Origin of the sequence: Mangrovihabitans endophyticus (assembly GCF_014646155.1) — a bacterium.
In the GTDB taxonomy this organism is placed as follows: Bacteria; Actinomycetota; Actinomycetes; order Mycobacteriales; family Micromonosporaceae; genus Actinoplanes; species Actinoplanes endophyticus.
In genome coordinates this window covers 26,713-45,437 of the sequence record NZ_BMMX01000003.1, presented here as the reverse complement: position 1 = coordinate 45,437, position 18,725 = coordinate 26,713, and the positions used below count along the sequence as shown (strand labels likewise).

The window sequence follows — 18,725 nt, the reverse complement described above, 5'->3', positions numbered from 1 at the left end:
CACGTTAAAAGCCGAAATTCAGAGAATTTTCAACAGTGTCCGCGGCGACCCGCACGTCCCGTTCCAGCGGCCGGTCCGGATCGATCGGTTCGATCGCGGCGGCCAACGCGTCGAGGATCCGGGCGCAGCCCGGCGCGCCCGGCAGTCGCGTCCCCACATGCGCGGCCTGCCGCAACCCCAGCGCGAGTGAACCGGTGATCAGGCGCAACGAGGCCGCCTGGTCCAGGGCGCGCAGCGCCGCCTGAGTGCCGAACGGGACGACGTCCTGGTTGTGCAGATTGGTGGGCAGGCTCTGGATGCTGGCCGGCATGGCGTCCCGGCGAATGTCCGCGATCAGGGCGGTGGCGGCCAACTGCACCCCCTGCAGCCCGTGCTGCTGCCCGGGACCGGCGGCGAGCATCGGCGGCAGACCGCCGTTGCGGGCGGGATCGACGAGCAGGTCGAGCTGCCGCTCGGCGAGGTTGCCGACCTGAGCGGTGACCATGGTGAGCACGTCCGCGGCGAACGCGGCGGGCTGACCGAAGAAGTTGCCGCCGTGCACCACGTCGCCGGCGTCGGCACGCGGGAAGAACAGCGGGTTGTCGCTGACCGCCCCGAGGTCGGCGGCGACCACGCCGTCCACGTGCCGCAGGGCGTCCTCCGCCGCGCCGAGCAGTTGTGGTGCGCAGCGGATGCTGTACGGCTCCTGCAACGGCCGCGTCCCGGACGGCGTCGCGCCGGACAGCGCGGCGCGCATCACGCCGGCCACGTGCACCGCCCCGTCGTGCCGGAACCGGGCGATCAGGCGCTCGTCGAGGAACTGCGGATCGCAGCCGAGCAGGTCGGCGAGCAGGCAGGTGAGCAGTTGCACGACGCGGTGCGCGGTCCGGACGCGACGCGCGGCGAGCGCCAGCGCGGCGGTGGTCAGGGAGGTGCCGTTCACCAGCGCCAGGGCGTCCCGGCCGTCCAGCCGCAGCGGATCCAGCCCGGCCTTGGTCAGCGCGTCGGCGGCGGGCATCCGGACACCGTCCACATAGGCGTGACCGCGTCCGCGCAACGCCTGCGCCGCAGCACCGAGCGGGATGAGATCGCCGCTGGCGCCGACCGAGCCGAGGCGGGGCATGGCGGGCGCGAACGACGTGCCGAGCATGGCCACCAGCGCGTCCACCACCGGTGCGGACACCCCCGAGACGCCCTGGGCCAGCGACCACGTCCGCACCAGCATGGTGGCGCGGGCCAGATGCGGGTCGATGTCCGGACCGTGCCCGGCGCCCAGATGCGCGAGTGTGTTGTCCGCCTGATCACGCTGGTCGGCGCGCCCGGCGTAGCCGACCAGCGCGCCGAAACCGGTGGTGCTGCCGTACACCGCCTGGCCGCCGCCGAGCACGCCGTCGAGCAGCGTGCGGGACGCGGCCACCCGTTCCCGCACCGCGGCGTCGGCCGAGACGGCGACCGGGTCGCGGGCGGCCTCCAGGTCGGCGGGGGTCAGCGCGGCGGCCAGGTCCACGGTCGGTGGTGTCGTCATAGCCCGGACGTTAGGGACGGATTCTCAGAAGCCTCTGAAATCGCCTGTCTAGCGTGCGCGCATGACGCACGACTACTTGATCATCGGGGCCGGGCCTGCGGGGCTGCAGCTCGCCGCGCTGATGGAGCGCGACGACCGCGACTACCTGGTCCTGGAGGCCGCCGCCACGCCGGGCGCCTTCTTCCGGACCTATCCGCGCCACCGCCAGCTCATCTCGATCAACAAGGTGCACACCGGGTCCGACGATCCCGAGTTCAACCTGCGAGCCGACTGGAACTCGCTGCTCAGCGACGATCCGGCGCTGCGTTTCGGCAACTACAGCCGGCGATACTTCCCGGCGGCCGACGATCTCGTGCGCTACCTCGACGACTTCGCGGCCGGGCTGCGGGTGCGATACGACAGCCCGGTCAGCCGCGTGTCCCGCGGCTCGGACGGGACCTTCGCGGTGCGGACCGGCGACGATGTGCTGCACGCCCGGCGCGTGGTGGTGGCGACCGGCGTGTCCCGGCCGTACGTGCCGCCCATCCCGGGCGCCGATCTGGCCGAACGCTACGACACGGTGAGCGTCGATCCGGACGACTTCACCGGCCAGCGGGTGCTGATCGTCGGCAAGGGCAACTCGGCCTTCGAGACGGCGGACGCTCTCATCGCAACCGCGGCGGTGATCCACGTGGCCGGGCCGCACTCGGTCCGGTTGGCCTGGCAGTCGCACTACGTCGGGCACCTGCGCGCGGTGAACAACAACTTCCTCGACACCTACCAGTTGAAATCGCAGAACGCGATCCTGGACGGCACCGTGGAACGCATCGAGCGGCGCGACGACGGCGGATACCGGGTCGAATTCCGGTACGCGCGGACCGTCGAGGCGATCCGCGTCCTGCACTACGACCGGGTGATCCTGTGCACCGGGTTCCGGTTCGACGCGGCGCCCTTCGACGCCTCGGCCCGCCCGCGCCTGGTGATCAACGACCGTTTCCCGGAGCAGACGCCGGCGTTCGAGTCGGCGACCGTGCCGGGGCTGTACTTCGCGGGCACCCTCACCCAGCAACGCGACTTCAAGAAGTCGACAAACGGCTTCATCCACGGTTTCCGGTACGGCGTCCGGGCGCTGCACCGCATCCTGGACAGCCGTTACCACGACCGCCCGTGGCCGGCCACCACGATGAGCGCGACCCCGGAGGCGATCACCGACGCGATCATCGCCCGGATCAACCGCACGTCGGCGCTGTGGCAGCAGTTCTCCGTGCTGGGCGACGTGATCACCGTACGGGGCGGCACGGCCTGGTACGCGCAGGAGGTGCCGGTGGCGTACGCCGCGGACGGCGGCCTGGGCGAGCCGGCGCCGGTGACCCTGGTGGTGACCCTGGAATACGGCCCGAGCCACGACGCGGTGGACCCGTTCGACATCGCGGTGACCCGCGTCGCGGAGAACGACGCCGCGGCGGCGCACCGGGCGGAGTACCTGCATCCGGTGGTGCGGGCGTACCGGGACGGCGAACCGTGCGCCGAGCACCATCTGGCGGAGAACCTGGAGAACGAGTGGCATCTGCCGGACGTGCACCAGCAGCCGCTCGCGGTCTTCCTCAAGGAGATCCTGGCCGACGCGAAGGAGATCCCGGCCGATGCGCGCTGATGCGCCGGGCGCCGGTGGCGTGTGGCCGCAACCGGTCCTGGACCTGCTGGCCAAGGGCGGTGATCGGCCGGTCTTCGAACACGGCGCACGGGTGCTGTCGGCGGCGCAGATGTCGGCGCTGATCGGGCGCTGCGCGGCCGGGCTGCGTGCGTCGGGCGTGCGGCCGGGCGACGGCGTGGAGCTGCGGCTCGGTGTCACGCCGGAGGCGTTCGCGGTCATCGTCGCCGCGTTCGCGGTCGGCGCGTGCGTGTCCGGGGGCGGCGGGCTCGCCGGGCACGGCGGACTGGTCGTGGATGAGGCCCGTCTGGCCGCGCTGGTGGCGACCCCCGCACCGCCGGACGAGCCGCTGATCGCGGCCGGCCGGCTCGACGACATGGCCAGGGTGATTCACACCAGCGGCAGCACCGGCCGGCCCAAGGGCTGCGCCCAGACGTACGCGGCGATGTCGGCGGCCTGGGCCGCGCACCCGGACCGGTGGCCGCCGGCCATCCGGGAACTGGCCTCTCGCCTGCACCGGTTCTTGGTGTTCGGGTCGCTGAGCAGTCAGGTGATGCTGGAATACGCGACGCTCAGCCTGGCCGCGGGCGGCACCCTGGTGGTGGCGGATCCGCCCGGATTCCCGGACGCGATCGTGCGCCACCGGGCGAGCGCGAGCGTGATCACGGTGGGCAAGCTGAACAAGCTGGTCCGCGGCCAGCGCGCGCTGCCGGCCGACCTGAGCAGCCTGCAGGCGCTGATGGTGTCCGGTTCGCCGTTGCCTGCGGCGCGGCTGGCGGAGGCGCTCGACGTGCTCGGGCCGGTGGTCTTCCACGGGTACGGCCAGACCGAGACCGGCATGATCGCCATGCTCACGCCGCAGGAGATGCGGGACTCCCCCGCCGCCCTGTTCACGGTGGGACACCCACCACCCGGGGTCGACGTGTCGATCCGCGACGGGGAGCTGTACGTCCGCACGCCCGCGCAGGCGAGCCTGTACCTCGACGACCCGGCCGAGTCGGCGGACGTCTTCGTGGACGACGGCTGGGTGCGCACCCGCGACCTGGCCGAGCTGGACGAGCGGGGACGGCTGCGCCTGGTCGGCCGCGCCCGCGACGTGATCATCGTGCAGGCGCAACTGGTCTACGCCGGCGCGGTGGAACGCGTGCTGACCGCCGCGCCGGACGTGGCGGAGGCCTACGTGGTGGGCCGTCCGGACGACGACACCGGCGAGGCCGTGCACGCCTTCGTGGTGCCCGCCCGCGGTTGCACCCCGGACGCGGGAATCCTGTGCGCCCACGTCGCCGCGGAACTGGGCCCGGCCGCGGCGCCGCAGACCGTCACATTCATCGACGACGTGCCGGTCGCGCGCAGCGGCAAGCCCGACAAGTCGGCGCTCAGCCCATGACCCATCCGTAGACCCGCTCCACGTGCAGGCTCAGCACCAGCCGCCGGTCGGCCACCATGGCCCGCCGATAGTCCGCCCAGTCGGGGTGTTCCTCGCCGCCCACCAGGCGGTAGACCTCGATGAGCTCCTCGACCACCGCGTCGTGCTCGTCGGCCGCGACGTCCGACAGCGACACCACACCCTCGGCCACCGCGTAACCCGCGCCGCCGGGTGCGGTCACCTTCATGCTCGCCCGCGGGTCACGGCGCAGGTTGTGCACCTTGGCGAGGCTTGTGCGGGTGGAGACCCGCAGCACCCGGGCCACGCCCTCCACGGTCGCCCCGGCGGCGGTGTAGCTGACGTCGGAGAGCTGCGGCCGGCCGTCCCGCTTGATGGTGGCCAGGGTGCCGAGGTTGGCCGCGGCGATGACCGCCCAGAGTTGATCAGACATGAGACAACACTAGCGACGGCGGTGTGCGACGGGGCCCGCAAGCCTCGCCGCACACCGCCGCCGGTTTCGTCGTCAGAACCCGGAGCACTGCCCCTTGCGTTCGCCGACGATCTGGTTACGCAGGCCGTTGTCCACCGGCGCCGGATCGTTGCCGGAGCAGGTCAGCGAGCCGGTGATCCGGTTGCCCGCGATCACCGTGGCGGTGTCGTTGCGGCGCACCAGCACCGGCCCGCGCACCACCGAGCCCTCCAGGCGCACCGGCCCGGAGTCCACCGCCTTCACCGACTTGGTCACCGTGGTGTTCAACAGCGCCACCGTGCCGGCCCCGTTGGCGAGCAGTTCGGCGCGCAGCGTCGCCCCCGTCGCGTACAGGGAGGCACCGTTGCGCACGGTGACCGCGCCGGCGACCGAGGCTCCGGAGGTCAGGCAGGTGACGCCGGACCGCACGGTCAGGTCGCCACGCACCTCGTCGGCGATGGTCGTGGTGCACGCCGGCGTCGGGTGTCCGAGCAGCTCCACCTCGGACAGCGTGGTGGTGCCGCCGAACTCGAACCGGTAATACGCGTACCGCCCCGGCTTGGCGATCTTGAACGGCCGGGTCTGTGACCGCCACGCGAAGCTCTGCGCGCTGCGCTCGTCGATGGTCGTCCACTTGTCTCCGTCGTACGAGCCGAGCAGCCGCCACGACGACGGATCCGCACCGGCGCTCGGTCCGGACGTGAGGGTGTAGAACGTCGCCTGCTCACCGCCGCTGGCGAACTGGTACTGCCAGGCGTCGCCGGATGCCCGGGTGGCGCTGGTGTCGTCCACCAGCTCCGGCGCGGACGCGGTGCCCTTGCCCGGCCCGGTGAGGTCGCTCAGCGGATCGGCCGGTGCCGAGCCGGTGGTGATCGACGGCGGCGGCGCGGCGGCGCCCCACTGCGACGGCTGCGAGCCCATCTCGAAGTCCAGCGTGGCCCCGCCGGCGAGCAGCGAGTGCGGCAGGGACGTCGAGTCGTACGCCTTGCCGTTCACCTTCAGCGACTGCACGTAGACGTTGGTGGCGCTGTTGTCCGGCGCGTTGACGACGATCGTCTTGCCGTTCTCCAGGTTGACCGTCGCCTTGGTGAACAGCGGCGATCCGATCGCGTACGCCGGGCTGCCCATCTGCAACGGGTAGAAGCCCAGCGCGCCGAACACCTGCCAGGCGCTCATCTCGCCGTTGTCCTCGTCACCCGGGTAGCCCTGGCCGATCTCGCTGCCCAGGTAGAGCCGGGACAGCGCCTCCCGCACCAGCGCCTGGGTCTTCCACGGCTGCCCGGCGTAGTCGTACATGTAGATGATGTGGTGCGACGGCTGGTTGCTGTGGCCGTACTGGCCCATCCGCACGTCGCGGGCCTCCAGCATCTCGTGGATGATGCCGCCGTACGATCCGGGGAATCCGGCCGTCTCCGGCGTGGCGAAGAACGTGTCCAGCTTCTTGGCCAGGGCGTCCTTCCCGCCGTACAGGTTGGCCAGGCCCTGACCGTCCTGCGGCACGTGGAAGGCCATGTTCCAGCCGTTGGTCTCGGTGTAGTCGTAGCCCCAGACCCGCGGGTCGTAGTCGGCGGGCGAGCGCCGCCAGTTGCCCGCGGAGTCCTTGCCCTGGAAGAAGTCCACCGACGGGTCGAACATGTTGACGTAGTTGAGCGCCCGGTTGCGGAAGTACTCCGCCTCCTCGGCGTACTGCTGCGCCTGCGCGCCGCCCTTCTTCGCCAGTTCGGCGGCCATGTTGGCGATGCCGAAGTCGTTGATGTAGCCGTCCATCGCCCACGACATGGCTTCGCCGGTGGCGTCGCTCGGCGTATAGCCCTTGAAGATCGACGTGGTCAGGCCCTTGCGCCCGACGTTGGCGTTGGGCGGCGCCACGGTGGCGTTCTTCACCGCGGCGGCGTAGGCGGTGGCCGGGTCGAAACCCTTGACGCCCTTCAGATAGGCGTCCGCGAACGCCACGTCGGAGCTGGTGCCGACCATCAGGTTGGCGTAGCCCGGCGAGGACCAGCGGGAGATCCACCCGCCGTCTTGGTACTGCTGCACGAACCCGTCCACCATCTCACCGGCCTCGGACGGCGTGAACAGCGAGTAGGCCGGCCAGGTGGTGCGATAGGTGTCCCAGAACCCGTTGTTGACGTAGACCTTGCCGTCCTTGACCGGCGCCCCGGTCTGCGTCGGGCTGCTGGCCGGGCTGTTCACCGCGGACTGCACGGTGTGCCGGTAAACCGGGTCGGCGGCGGTGCCGGTGTTCTCGAATCCGGAGTTCGGGTAGAGGAACAGCCGGTAGAGGTTGGAGTACAGGGTGACCAGTTGATCCTCGGACGCGCCCTCCACCTCGATCACGTGCATCTTGGCGTCCCACGCGGCTTGCGCCCGGTCCCGCACGCTGGCCAGCGTGGCGTCCGCGGCGATCTCCAAGTCCAGGTTGTGCTTGGCCTGCGCCACGCTGATCAGCGAGGTGGCGATGCGCATCGTCACCGTCTTGCGGGACGACGTGTCGAACTTCAGGTATCCGGTGGACGGCCGGTTGCCGCTGGTCAGCATTCCGCTGGAGGCCACCGGCGTGTCCACCGTGGCGTACATGAACATCCGGGTCCAGCCCGCGGACAGGCTGCCGCTGTTCACGTCCGACCAGCCGGAGAAGCTGCGGTTGTCGGCGTCGAGGGTGAGGCCGGCGTTGGCGTTCACGTTGTCCAGGATCAGGTTGGAGCTGTCACCGGTGAACGTGAACCGGAACATCGCCGCGTGGTCGGTGGGCGCGATTTCGGTCTTCATCCCGTTGTCGAAGGTGACCCCGTAGTAGTACGGCTTGGCCGTCTCGTTCTCATGCCCGAAGGCCAGCTTCCGGGCGGACCGGGAGGCGTCCGGCACGCCGGCCGCGCCCGAGGGCATCACCTGGAAGGTCTGCCGGTCGCCCATCCACGGGCTGGGCTCGTGGCTGGCGGAGAACGCCTCGACGGTCGGGCGGTTGTCCGCGTTGTTGTCCCGATGGTATTCGTACAGCCAGCTCGTGGATCCGGCGTCGGTGACCGGGGTCCAGAAGTTGAAGCCGTGCGGCACCGCGGTGGCCGGGTAGTTGTTGCCGCGGGAGAACGAGCCGGACGACTGGGTGCCACGCCGGGTGTCGGCGTAGTCCGCGAGGCTGGCCTTCGGCTGCGCCGGCGCGACGTCGGTCAGCGCGATGTCGTCGAACCAGGCACGGAAGTCGGTGGGCTCGCCGGTCTTGTCGTACCCGACCAGGATGCGGTCCACGGTCTTGCCCGCCGCGACCGCGCCGATCCGGGACACCCGCTTGTTCCACTGCTGGGTGTACAGCGTCTTCGAAGCGCCCTGCGCGCTCGGGCTCACCCGGATGCCGTGCTGGTCGACCGCGTGCAGGCCGGACAGGTAGGTGCCGTCGGTGAAGGCCAGGTCGACCGCCGCGTACGTCGCCGGGTTGCTCAGGTCGTCCCGGTTGAACTCGGGGAACACCAGGTAGGACAGCTCGGTGTCATCGGTGACCGCGATGTCGACGTCGAAGACCTTGTTGTACGAGTACGCCCGGCCCGCGCTGACGTGCCGGCCGGCCATCTGGAACGCCCGCACACCGGTGTAGCCGACGCCGGCCTTGGCGGTGGGCGAGCTCGCCGGCCCGGCGCCGATGTGGCTCTGCATGTCGCTCTGCGCGGGCGGCGTGCTGTCGCCGTCGGACAGCTCCCAGTCGGCGAGCTGGGTGAGGTTGGTGGACCCGGCGTGCGCGGTGATGCTCAGCCGGTAGATCGGGAACGAGCCGGGGTCGGCCACGTCGTACGTCTTGGTCTGGAACCGGCTGTCGAAGCTCTGATCCTCGCGGGTGTCCACGGTGGTCCAGGTCTCCCCGTCGGTGGAGCCCTGCACCGTCCAGTCCGCCGGGTCCCGGTCGGGCGCGTCGTTGGCCGAGGTGACCGAGTAGCGCACCACCTCGGCGGGGGCGTCCAGGGTGTACCGCGCCCAACTGGTCGGCGTGTCCACCAGCCACTTGGTCTCCGGGTCGCCGTCGTTGAGGTTGGTGACGCCCTCGTTGCTGTTGGGCTGGGCGTTGGCGGCGATGTCGACGACGTGATCGCGCAGGCTGCCCGGCATGCCCACGGTGACGTTGCCGTCGACGCCGCTGCTGCGGTCGCCGTCGACCTGGTCGGTCCAGGTGGGCTGCGGATCATCCGGCTCGAACGACGAGGCGAAGGACGCCTCCGCCGCGCGGGCCGGGCCGGCGACCAGCATGGCGGCGGCGACGGCCAGACAGGCCAGGGCGGCGCCGGTGCGGGGCCGATGCATGCGGGCTCCTCTGCGGACGTACGGGTGGGTGGCGTAACACTCGCGACACATGTTCGCGCTCACCGCCGTCAATGCACAAGACCCGAACCGAACATGATCGCCCACAGTTGACATCGATGTCAGAAACTCTTGCTCTCGGACGTACGCGCACCATAGGCTCCCTTCGCGGACCGTTTGCCGACCGAGCCCAATGTGCGATCATGTGCGTCCACGCCGGACCGTCACACGCCGCCGCCGTCACACCGCCGGCACCGCCGGCACCGTCACACCGCCGTCGTCACACCCACGGCGCCGGTGCCGTCACGTCGTCGGGAGCGAGTCACCCGGCCGGACCAGGCCGCTGCGATAGGCGGTGACCACCAGTTGCGCCCGGTCCCGCACGTTCAGCTTGGTCATCGCCCGGTTCACGTGGGTCTTGACGGTCAGCGGGGACACGAACAGCCGTTCGGCGATGTCGTCGTTGGACAGCCCGTGCGCGACGAGCGCCAGGATCTGCCGCTCCCGCTCGGTGAGCGCGTCCAGGGCGGGCGGTGTCCCGGCGGGTTCGGTGGGCAGGTTGCCCAGAAACCGGCCGACCAGGCCGCGGGTGGCCTTCGGCGACAGCAGCGCCTCACCCCCGGCCACCACCCGGATCGCGTGCAGCAGGTCCTTCGGCTCCACGCTCTTGCCCAGGAAACCACTGGCGCCGGCCTGCAGGGCGAGCACCACGTTGTCATCGTTCTCGAACGTGGTCAGCACCAGCACGCGCACCCCGGCGAGGTCGTCGTCGGCGGCGATGCGCCGGGTGGCCTCCAGGCCGTCCATGCGCGGCATCCGGATGTCCATCAGCACCACGTCGGCGCGCGCGGCGCGGGCGAGTTCGACGGCCTCCTTGCCGTCCTGCGCCTCGGCGACGACCTCGAATCCGGGCTCCGAATCGATGATCATCTTGAACCCCGCCCGGATCAGCACCTGATCGTCGGCGAGCAGCACGCGGATGCTCACGGGGCGCCCCCCTCCGCGACGGCGGGCGGCGCGGGTGAGGCGCACGGCCGCACCCACGACGGACGCGACGCGGGCGCCGGGCGTGCCGCCGCCGGGTCTGCCGCCGACGGGTCTGCCGCGGTCGGCTCGGTTGCGGCCGTCTCCGCCACCGCTGCGGCGACCGGCAGCACCGCGTGCACCCGGAACCGCCCCGCGCCGTCCGGCCCGGCGGTCACCGTGCCTCCCGCGGAGGCGGCGCGTTCGCGCATGCCGAGCAGCCCGTAGCCGGACCCGGCATCGCCGGTCACCGGCGTCGGCACCGCGTTGGTGACGTCCAGCACCACGCCGCCCGGCGCGTACTCGACCAGCAGATCGGCCACCCCGTCGCCGTAGCGATGGGCGTTGGTCAGGGCCTCCTGGGCGATCCGGTAGGCCGCCAGGTCGGTGACCGCGGGCAGGTCCCGAGGCTCGCCGCGGCGCCGGTGCTGCACCCGGAAACCGGCCGCCTCCAGCCGCGCGATCAGATCCGGCAGCCCGGACAGGCCGGGCGCGGGCGTGGTGCGCTCTCCCGCGCCGTCCACACCGGGATCGGCTCCCGGGTCGCGATCGCGCAACACCCCGACCACCGACTGGATCTCCTTCAACACGGTGTCGGAGGCCTCCCGGATCCGGCCCAGCACCGGTCCGACCTGGTCCGGCCGGCGCTCCAGGACATGCGTGGCCGCGCCGGCCTGCACGCTGATCACCGCGATGTGGTGGGCCACCACGTCGTGCAGCTCACGCGCGATGCGCAGCCGTTCGTCCATCACCCGCCGCCGGGCCTCCTCCTCGCGGGTCCGCTCGGCGCGCACCGCACGTTCCTCGATCGCCGCGATGTACGCCCGGTGCGAGCGGGCGGCGTCTCCGGCCGCGGCGGCCATGAAGATCCACGCGAAGATGCCCAGCGTCTCGATCCGCCACCAGTCGTCCACCGCGACGATCAGCCCGGTCAGATAGACCAGCGAGGACGCGGTGACGGCGCAGATCCAGCCGGGACGCCGGCCGGCGTGCGCGGCGATGGAATAGGTGATGACACCCAGCGCCACGATCAGGCCGGGATTGCTCACCTGCTGCAGCACCGCACCGGCGGTGGCGGCGGTGGCGATGCCGAGCGCGACGAACGGGCGCAGCCGGCGCATCAGCACGGCGACGAAGGCGACGAGCGCGACGAGCACGTCGCCGATCGTGGCGGCGTCCGCGACCGCGTCCTTCAGCACGGCGTAGGCCAGCACCAGCGCGAGCACCACGTCGAGCAGCAGCGGCCTCTCGGCCGCCTTCTTCCATGCCTTGAGCCGGGCGAGGTGTCTGGCGTCCATCACCCGCCGACGGTACGCGGTGCGGCGCGCCCGCACGTCGTCTCCGCGCAGTAGCCGCGCGTACCGGGAAATACCGCGGGCATGGTAGGCACCGCCTGCGCTGGGACGACGATTTCCGGCGCGGCAGCCAGGACCGTGAACGAGTCTGCGAACGAAGCTCACGGGAGTGGTTGATGGCTACCTACCTTTACCGGCTCGGCAAACTCAGTTTCCGGCGCCGCAGACTCGTGGTGGCGATATGGCTGGCGCTGATCGCCGCGGCCGGCGTGGGCGCCGCGACGCTGTCCGGGCCGACCGCCGACACGTTCTCCATCCCCGGCACCGAGGCGCAGCAGGCGCAGGACCTGCTGGCCCAGCGCTTCCCCCAGGCCGGCGCGGGCGGCGCCCAGGCACGGGTGGTGTTCGCTGCGCCGGACGGCCAGAAGCTCACCGACCCGGCGCACCGTGCCGAGGTGGCACGCACCGTCGCCGCGCTGCGCGGACTGGACGGGGTGACGACCGTGACCGATCCGCTGACCGGCTCGATCAACCAGGCCGGCACCGTCGCGTACGCGCAGGTGACGTACCGCGTGCAGGCGGTGGCGCTGACCGAGCAGGACCGGGACGCGCTGCGCGCGGCCATGGACGCGGGCCGCGGCGGCGGGCTGACGGTCGAAGCCGGCGGTGACGCGTTGCAGCCGCAGATGGAGCAGGGGGCGGGCGAGGTGATCGGCTTCGCCGTCGCGGCGGTGGTGCTGACGATCACCTTCGGCTCGCTGGTGGCCGCCGGGCTGCCATTGATCACCGCTCTGCTGGGCGTGGCGGCGGCGATGTCCGGCATCCGGATAGCCTCCGGCTTCGTCGACTTGAGCAGCAACACCCCGACCCTGGCGCTGATGCTGGGCATCGCCGTGTCCATCGACTACGCGCTGTTCATCGTCTCCCGCTACCGGCACGAGGTGGCGCAGGGCCGGACCGGCGCGGAAGCGGCCGGACGGGCGGTGGGAACGGCGGGCTCGGCGGTCACGTTCGCCGGGCTGACGGTGCTGATCGCGCTGGCCGCGCTGGCGGTGGTGGACATTCCGGTGCTGACCCAGATGGGCCTGGCGGCGGCGGGTGCGGTGGCGACCGCGGTGGTCATCGCGCTGACCCTGTTGCCGGCACTGCTGGGCTTCGCCGGATCACGGCTGGCCGGCAGCCGGCACCGCGGCGGCCGGTCCGCGCATCGGCGTGGATCCCGTGATCCGGAGGCGGGCGACCGGCCGACGATGGGCCGCCGGTGGGCCACCCTGGTGACCCGGCGTCCGGTGCTGACCCTGATCGCCGCGACCCTGGGCCTGCTGACGATCGCGCTTCCGGCGCTGGATCTGCGGCTGGGCCTGCCGGGCGACAACATGGCTGCGCCGGACACCACGCAACGCAAGGCCTACGACCTGATCACCGACGGCTTCGGGCCGGGCTTCAACGGGCCGCTGATGGTGGTGGTGGACGCCGCGCACAGCGCGGACCCGGCGGCAGCCGCCACGACGGCCGCCCAGACCGTGCGGGACCTGCCCGGCGTGCTGGCGGTCAGCCCGCCGTCGATGAATCCGGCCGGGGACACCGCCGTCCTGCAGGTGATCCCGGCGAGCGCGCCGGACAGCCCGGAGACCACCGACCTGGTGCATGCCATCCGCGATCGGAGCGCCGCCGTGCAGGCACGCACCGGGGCGGACCTGGCGGTCACCGGAACCACCGCGGTGAACATCGACATCTCGGCAAAGCTGGGCGCGGCGCTCGTACCGTACCTGGCGGTGATCGTGGTGCTGGCGTTGCTGCTGCTCACCGTGCTGTTCCGGTCGATTCTGGTGCCGTTGAAGGCGATCGGCGGGTTCCTGCTGAGCGTGGCGGCGACGTTCGGCGCGGTGGTCGCGGTCTTCCAGTGGGGCTGGCTGGCGGATCTGGTCGGGGTGGACCAGACCGGGCCGGTGGTGAGCCTGATGCCGGTCATTCTCATCGGCATCGTGTTCGGCCTGGCGATGGACTACGAGGTGTTCCTGGTCAGCCGGATGCGCGAGGAACACGTGCACGGCGCGGCGCCCACCCAGGCTGTGGTGAACGGATTCGGGCACGGCGCTCGGGTGGTGACCGCGGCGGCGATCATCATGATCAGCGTGTTCGCGGGCTTCGTGCTGTCCCCCGAGTCGATGATCAAATCGATAGGGTTCGCGCTGGCGGTGGCGATCTTGTTCGATGCGTTCGTGGTACGGATGACCATCGTGCCGGCGATCATGACGCTGGTGGGCCGCCGGGCGTGGGCGCTGCCGGCCTGGCTGAACCGCATCCTCCCGCACGTGGACGTGGAGGGCGACCGGCTGACGCCGGAGCCGGTGGCGCCCACGACCGAGCCGGAGTTGGTGGGCGCGGGCAGATAACCCACCGGCGACGTCCACGATCCGGCGGGACGGCCGGGCCGCAGTGCCCGGCCGTCCCGCCTCGCCCGGATCCGGTCAGCCCGCCGGCTCATCCCGGCACGCCTCCAGATATGCCTGCTGGAGCAGTTCGAACGCCCGGGGCCGGTCGGGGTGCGGCCGTGGCACGCCGAGATGCTGCTCGCGCAGTTCGTCCATCAGGTCTGCCCACAGCGCCGGGCCGCCGTCGCGCAGCAGCTCGGCACGGACGCGCAACTCCCGCGTGCCGCCGCGATGCGCCAGCCCCCAGGTGCCCAGGGCCGCCATCACCGGCAGGGTTTGGATCCCCGCCTCGGTCAGGCTGTAGGTCGCGCGCTGGCCGCGCGTTCCCGGCCCGCGCGTCACCAGTCCGGCGGCGGCGAGTTCCTTGAGCCGGCTGCTCAGGATGTTGGAGGCGATGCCCTCGTCGGATCGGGTGAGCAGTTCGCGGAAGTGCCGTCGCCCGCCGAAGATGATGTCGCGCAACACCAACAGGCTCCACGGATCGCCGAGTGCCTCCAGCGCGGCGTTGATCGCGCAACCGGAGCGGGGACGGTCGCGCACGGCCACCCCCTTCGTTCGGCGTTGCCTCGGCGCCCCTCCCACTCTAGGGTAGTTGCAGTTTAAAACCACTGAGGGGAGTCCCGATGTCCGAGGTCCGCGTGCACAATTTCACGGTCTCGCTGGACGGCTATGCCACCGGCGAGGGCCAGAGCCTGGAATCGCCCTTCGGGCACGCCGGAGGCCGCCTGATGGAATGGTTCTTCGGCACGCGCACCTTTCGCGAGATGCACGGCGAGGGCGGCGGCACGGGCGTGGACGAGCGCTTCGCGTGCGACTGGAACGCCGACGTCGGCGCCGAGATCATGGGGCGGCACAAGTTCGGCCCGCAGCGCGGCCCGTGGACGGACGAGCAGTGGCAGGGCTGGTGGGGCGACAACCCGCCGTTCCACACGCCGGTGTTCGTGCTGACGCACCACCCGCGGCCGTCGATCGAGATGAAGGGCGGCACGACGTTCCACTTCGTCGACGCGAGTCCGGCGCGGGCGCTGGCGATGGCGACCGAGGCGGCCGACGGCCGGGACGTCCGGATCGGCGGCGGACCCACGACGGTCCGCCAGTTCCTGGCTGCCGACCTGGTCGACCGGATGCACATCGCGGTGGCACCGCTGTTCCTGGGCCGCGGCGTGCGGCTCTGGGACGGGCTGGAGGGGCTGGAGCAGCGCTTCGCGATCGAGCCGGTGACGTCACCCAGCGGCGTGACCCACCTGAGTTTCACCCGCCGATAGCCACCCGCGGCGGCCCGGTCAGTGAACCCTTGTCACCCTGGCATCGAGCCCGTCGGTTGCGCGCCGTCGACCAGCGGCGGCATCGGCCGGCCCCGCCACGGTGAAAGGTTCAGTGCAGGGTCAGCGCGTACAGGTGCAGGCGCGCATCATCCGGCAGGGTGAGCGAGCGGAGCTGCTTGCCCGCAGCCAGCGGCACCCGCACGCCGAACAGGCTGACCGGCGGCCCGTCCACGCCCTTCCCCGCCTTGATCCGATGCGGCATGGCGAGCACCGTGGACGTTCCCGGAGCGGGCGATCCGCACCAGTCCGCCACCGTCAGCGGCACCCGCGCCGAGGTGCCGTCGGTGTATCCGAGGCTGACCACCCCGGAGACCGGCCCGTTGTGGGTGGTGACCACCAGCGCCGCGGACGCGTGGTCGCCGGGCGGCAGCAACAGCGACTGTCCGGCGGCCCGCACGAAGTTGACCGCGGAGCCCTCCGGGTCGGGCGCGTCGTAAGTGACGCCGTCCCAGGTGACCGGGCCGACCGGGGGCATCAGGTCGGCGTCGTAGCTCCACCCGCCGCCGTCGAAGTCCCCCGAGTCCGGCGCGGCGACGGTGGCGGTGCCGTCCACGTCGCGTTCCGGCGCCAGGTCGACGGCGCAGTCACCGATGCACGACAGCGGCGCCCGCACCACCACGGTGACCGTGCGGGTGACCCCGCCGACGGCGATCCGCACCGGGTACGTGCCCGCGGCGACGCCGGACGGAGCGGTGACCGTGACCCGGGTGGCGGCGGACACCGGCAGGTGCTGGGAGACCACGCTCTTCGGCAGGGACGCGGACGCCCGCCATCCGGACGGCACGCTCGCGGTGGTGGTCAGCGTGATCCCGCCCGGGGCCTGCGCCACGATGTCCACGTCGAAGCGCACCTTCCCGCCGCCGGTGGGCAGCGCGGCGGAGGCCGGGCGGACGGTGGCGTCGACGTGGGTGCGCCCGTCCGGCGGCGCGTGGTTGACCGACGGCGGCTGGGCCGGCACGCCGCGGGCCCAGCCGGACGGCTGCCCGCCGACGGCCTGCGTGATGGTGGCGCCGTGCTCGATGTCCCGCCACGCCACCCAGCTATGGGTCAGGTTCCCGCCGTCCAGCTTGACCCGCTGGATGTAGCGCTCGTCGTCGGACACGCCGGGCGCCTCGACGCGCAGGTCACCGCGACCGCCGAGGTCCACCACCGCGGACGGGAACTGCGGGCTGGACAACGCGAAGAAGTTGGCGCCGCTCATGGTCGGGTACAGCCCGAGCGAGGAGAACACGTACCAGGCGCTCATGGTGCCCAGGTCGTCGTTGCCGGTCATGCCGTCCGGCCCGGTGGTGAACAAGGTCATCGCGGCGCGCACCACGGTGGCCGTCTTGGCCGGGTTGCCGGCCCAGTGGTACAGGTACGGCGCGAGCAGGTCCGGCTCGTTGTTCGGGTTGTACGTGGCCTTGGCGTAGTAGTCGTACGGCGAGGCGATCCAATCGGTGCGCGCGGTCCCGGCCGGGTCGGCGAGCAGCTTGTCGTACGCGAAGAAGTCGTCCAGCCGCCGCTCGGTCTTGCCCCGGCCGCCCATCAGGTCGACCAGCCCGGCCGGGTCCTGCGGCACCAGCCACTGGTACTGGTACGCGCCGCCCTCGTGGAACTGCTCGTCCGCGGCGACCGGATCGTACGGGGTGAGCCACGTGCCGTCGGTGGTACGCGGGCGGAACTGCTTGATGCCGGAGTCCCACAGGTTGCGGTACCACTGACCGCGCCCGGCGAAGAGCTGGGCGTCGGCGGTGTGCCCGAGCCCGTCGGCCATCAGCGCCAGCGCGGCGTCCGCCGCGGCGTATTCCAGCGTCGCCGAGGCCGGATGCCGACAGTCGTTGTCGCCGCCCTTGTGCACGCAGTCGGTGCCCAGGTCCAGGCCGGACGGGATGTATCCGCGCTGCGCGTAGTAGTCCTGGCCGGTGCGCCCGTTGTACGGCGAGCCGGCCGGCGGCGAGGCGAGCGCATTGGCCCGCAGGAGCGCGTACGCCTCGTCCTCGTGCCCCGCGAGCAGGCCCTTGGACCACGCCTCGACCAGGAACGGGGTGACCGGGTCGCCGGTCATGATGTTGGTCTCGCTGTCCGCGAGGGCCCACCGTGGCAGCCATCCGCCGTCGCGCCCGATGGCGACCACGGACAGCGCGACGTCCCGCGCCACGTCGGGCACCAGCATTTCGAGGAGCTGGTTCTGCGGGCGATAGGTGTCCCACAGGGAGAAGTTCTGATATGGCGTCCATCCGTGCGAGGCGTGCACGGCGCGGTCGAAGCCGACGTATCTCCCGTCCACGTCGCCGGCCAGGTTGGGATGCAGCAGCGCGTGGTAGAGCGCGGTGTAGAACACGCTGCGCCGCTGCTGAGTGCCGCCGCCGATGCCGATCTTGCCGAGGTAGTCCGCCCAGGTGTCGTGCAGCGCGGCGCGGACGCCGTCGAAGTCGAAGCCGTCGCCGGTCTCCGCGGCCAGGTTGGCGCGGGCGCCGGCGATCCCGGTGTAGGACAGGCCGACCTTCACCACCACGTCACGGTCGGTGGAGGCGTCGAAGGTGACGTACGCGCCGTTGCCGCCGGATCCGGAGGCGTCCCGCCCGCCGGGGCTGATGGTGGCGCCGCGCCAGATGCCGTGCCCGGCGAACGGCCGATCGAAGGAGGCGGTGAAGTACACGGTGTGGTCGTCGTGCCCGGCGCAGAAGTTGCCCGCGTGCACCCGGCCCTCCACGGTGCGGTCGCCGACCACGTGGATCTCGGAGTCGAACACGGACTGGTTGGCCTTGCCGGTGTTGAACAGCACGTTGGCCGCGCCGGTGTCCGGGAAGGTGTAGCGCTGCCATCCGGTGCGCGCGGTCGCGGTCAGTTCGGCCCGGATCCCGTACGTGCGCAGCCCGACGCGGTAGTAGCCGGGCTCGGCCTGCTCGTCGTCGTGACTGTAGGCGGAGCGGTACGTGTTCGGGTCGGTGCTGTCGACGGCTCCGGTGGTCGGCATGATCGGCAGTTCGCCGGCCACCCCGCATCCGACGCCGGACAGGTGCGTCTGGCTGAACCCGTACATCGTCTGCTGCTCGTAGTCGTAGCCGCCCTGGCCTCCGGTGTCCGGGCTGACCTGGACCATGCCGAACGGGGCGGCGGCACCGGGGAAGGTGTTGCCGAAGTTCTGCGTGCCGACGAACGGGTGCACCAGGTCCACGGCCTCGGCACCGGCGACGACGGGGCCGGCGTCCGGGGCGGGAGCGCCCAGCGCCGGCGTGCCCTGCGTGCTCAGCGCGGCGACCGGGACGGGAAGCGTCATCAGGGACAGCACCAGGAGCCGGGTGAGCATCGGCGGGGACCTCCGGACGGCGGCGTCATCAATCGGTGACAACGTTGTCACATGCCAGTGACACAAGTCAATGCGTCGCGCGGCCGTCCGCTCCCGGGGGAA

11 protein-coding genes are annotated in these 18,725 nt (G+C 71.8%); 4 read left to right on the top strand and 7 right to left on the bottom strand.

What is annotated here, in order from left to right; translation table 11 throughout:
* Positions 1–4: 4 nt before the first annotated feature.
* The gene (locus IEY73_RS06440; protein WP_189078154.1) at positions 5–1,504 is read right to left on the bottom strand and encodes an aromatic amino acid ammonia-lyase; all 1,500 of its coding nucleotides are present in this window, start codon (positions 1,502–1,504) and stop codon (positions 5–7) included.
* A 61-nt stretch (positions 1,505–1,565) separates the two neighbouring features.
* On the opposite strand from IEY73_RS06440, the gene IEY73_RS06435 reads away from it, so the two are divergent.
* Complete coding sequence (locus IEY73_RS06435; protein WP_189078153.1) at positions 1,566–3,137, top strand: NAD(P)-binding domain-containing protein; 1,572 nt, start codon at positions 1,566–1,568, stop codon at positions 3,135–3,137.
* Positions 3,127–4,521 (top strand): class I adenylate-forming enzyme family protein, encoded by a 1,395-nt coding sequence (locus IEY73_RS06430; RefSeq protein WP_189078152.1) that lies wholly within the window; start codon positions 3,127–3,129, stop codon positions 4,519–4,521. Before IEY73_RS06435 ends, IEY73_RS06430 begins: the two co-directional genes overlap by 11 nt.
* Here IEY73_RS06430 and IEY73_RS06425 read toward each other — a convergent pair.
* The 4 genes from IEY73_RS06425 to IEY73_RS06410 all read right to left on the bottom strand — a co-directional run bounded on the left by IEY73_RS06425 (position 4,511) and on the right by IEY73_RS06410 (position 11,574).
* Positions 4,511–4,951: a PPOX class F420-dependent oxidoreductase gene (locus IEY73_RS06425; protein WP_189078151.1), complete on the bottom strand. Its 441-nt coding sequence runs from the start codon at positions 4,949–4,951 to the stop codon at positions 4,511–4,513. The genes IEY73_RS06430 and IEY73_RS06425 overlap by 11 nt on opposite strands.
* Before the next feature lie 72 nt (positions 4,952–5,023).
* Positions 5,024–9,256: a GH92 family glycosyl hydrolase gene (locus tag IEY73_RS06420; protein ID WP_373292748.1), complete on the bottom strand. Its 4,233-nt coding sequence runs from the start codon at positions 9,254–9,256 to the stop codon at positions 5,024–5,026.
* 300 nt (positions 9,257–9,556) lie between these two features.
* Positions 9,557–10,240, bottom strand: a complete 684-nt coding sequence (locus tag IEY73_RS06415; protein ID WP_189078150.1) for a response regulator — start codon at positions 10,238–10,240, stop codon at positions 9,557–9,559.
* Positions 10,237–11,574 (bottom strand): sensor histidine kinase, encoded by a 1,338-nt coding sequence (locus tag IEY73_RS06410; RefSeq protein ID WP_229715649.1) that lies wholly within the window; start codon positions 11,572–11,574, stop codon positions 10,237–10,239. Before IEY73_RS06410 ends, IEY73_RS06415 begins: the two co-directional genes overlap by 4 nt.
* Before the next feature lie 173 nt (positions 11,575–11,747).
* On the opposite strand from IEY73_RS06410, the gene IEY73_RS06405 reads away from it, so the two are divergent.
* Positions 11,748–13,967, top strand: a complete 2,220-nt coding sequence (locus IEY73_RS06405; RefSeq protein ID WP_189078148.1) for an MMPL family transporter — start codon at positions 11,748–11,750, stop codon at positions 13,965–13,967.
* A 75-nt stretch (positions 13,968–14,042) separates the two neighbouring features.
* Here IEY73_RS06405 and IEY73_RS06400 read toward each other — a convergent pair whose 3' ends face one another.
* A complete protein-coding gene (locus IEY73_RS06400; RefSeq protein WP_189078147.1) occupies positions 14,043–14,546 on the bottom strand; it encodes a winged helix-turn-helix transcriptional regulator in 504 nt (167 codons plus the stop codon).
* Positions 14,547–14,629: 83 nt separating this feature from the next.
* Between IEY73_RS06400 and IEY73_RS06395 the strand changes: the two genes are divergently transcribed.
* Positions 14,630–15,271, top strand: coding sequence for a dihydrofolate reductase family protein (locus IEY73_RS06395; RefSeq protein ID WP_189078146.1), 642 nt, complete (start codon positions 14,630–14,632; stop codon positions 15,269–15,271).
* Between the two features lie 109 nt (positions 15,272–15,380).
* Here IEY73_RS06395 and IEY73_RS06390 read toward each other — a convergent pair whose 3' ends face one another.
* Positions 15,381–18,623: a GH92 family glycosyl hydrolase gene (locus IEY73_RS06390; RefSeq protein WP_229715620.1), complete on the bottom strand. Its 3,243-nt coding sequence runs from the start codon at positions 18,621–18,623 to the stop codon at positions 15,381–15,383.
* Between the last annotated feature and the right edge of the window lie 102 nt (positions 18,624–18,725).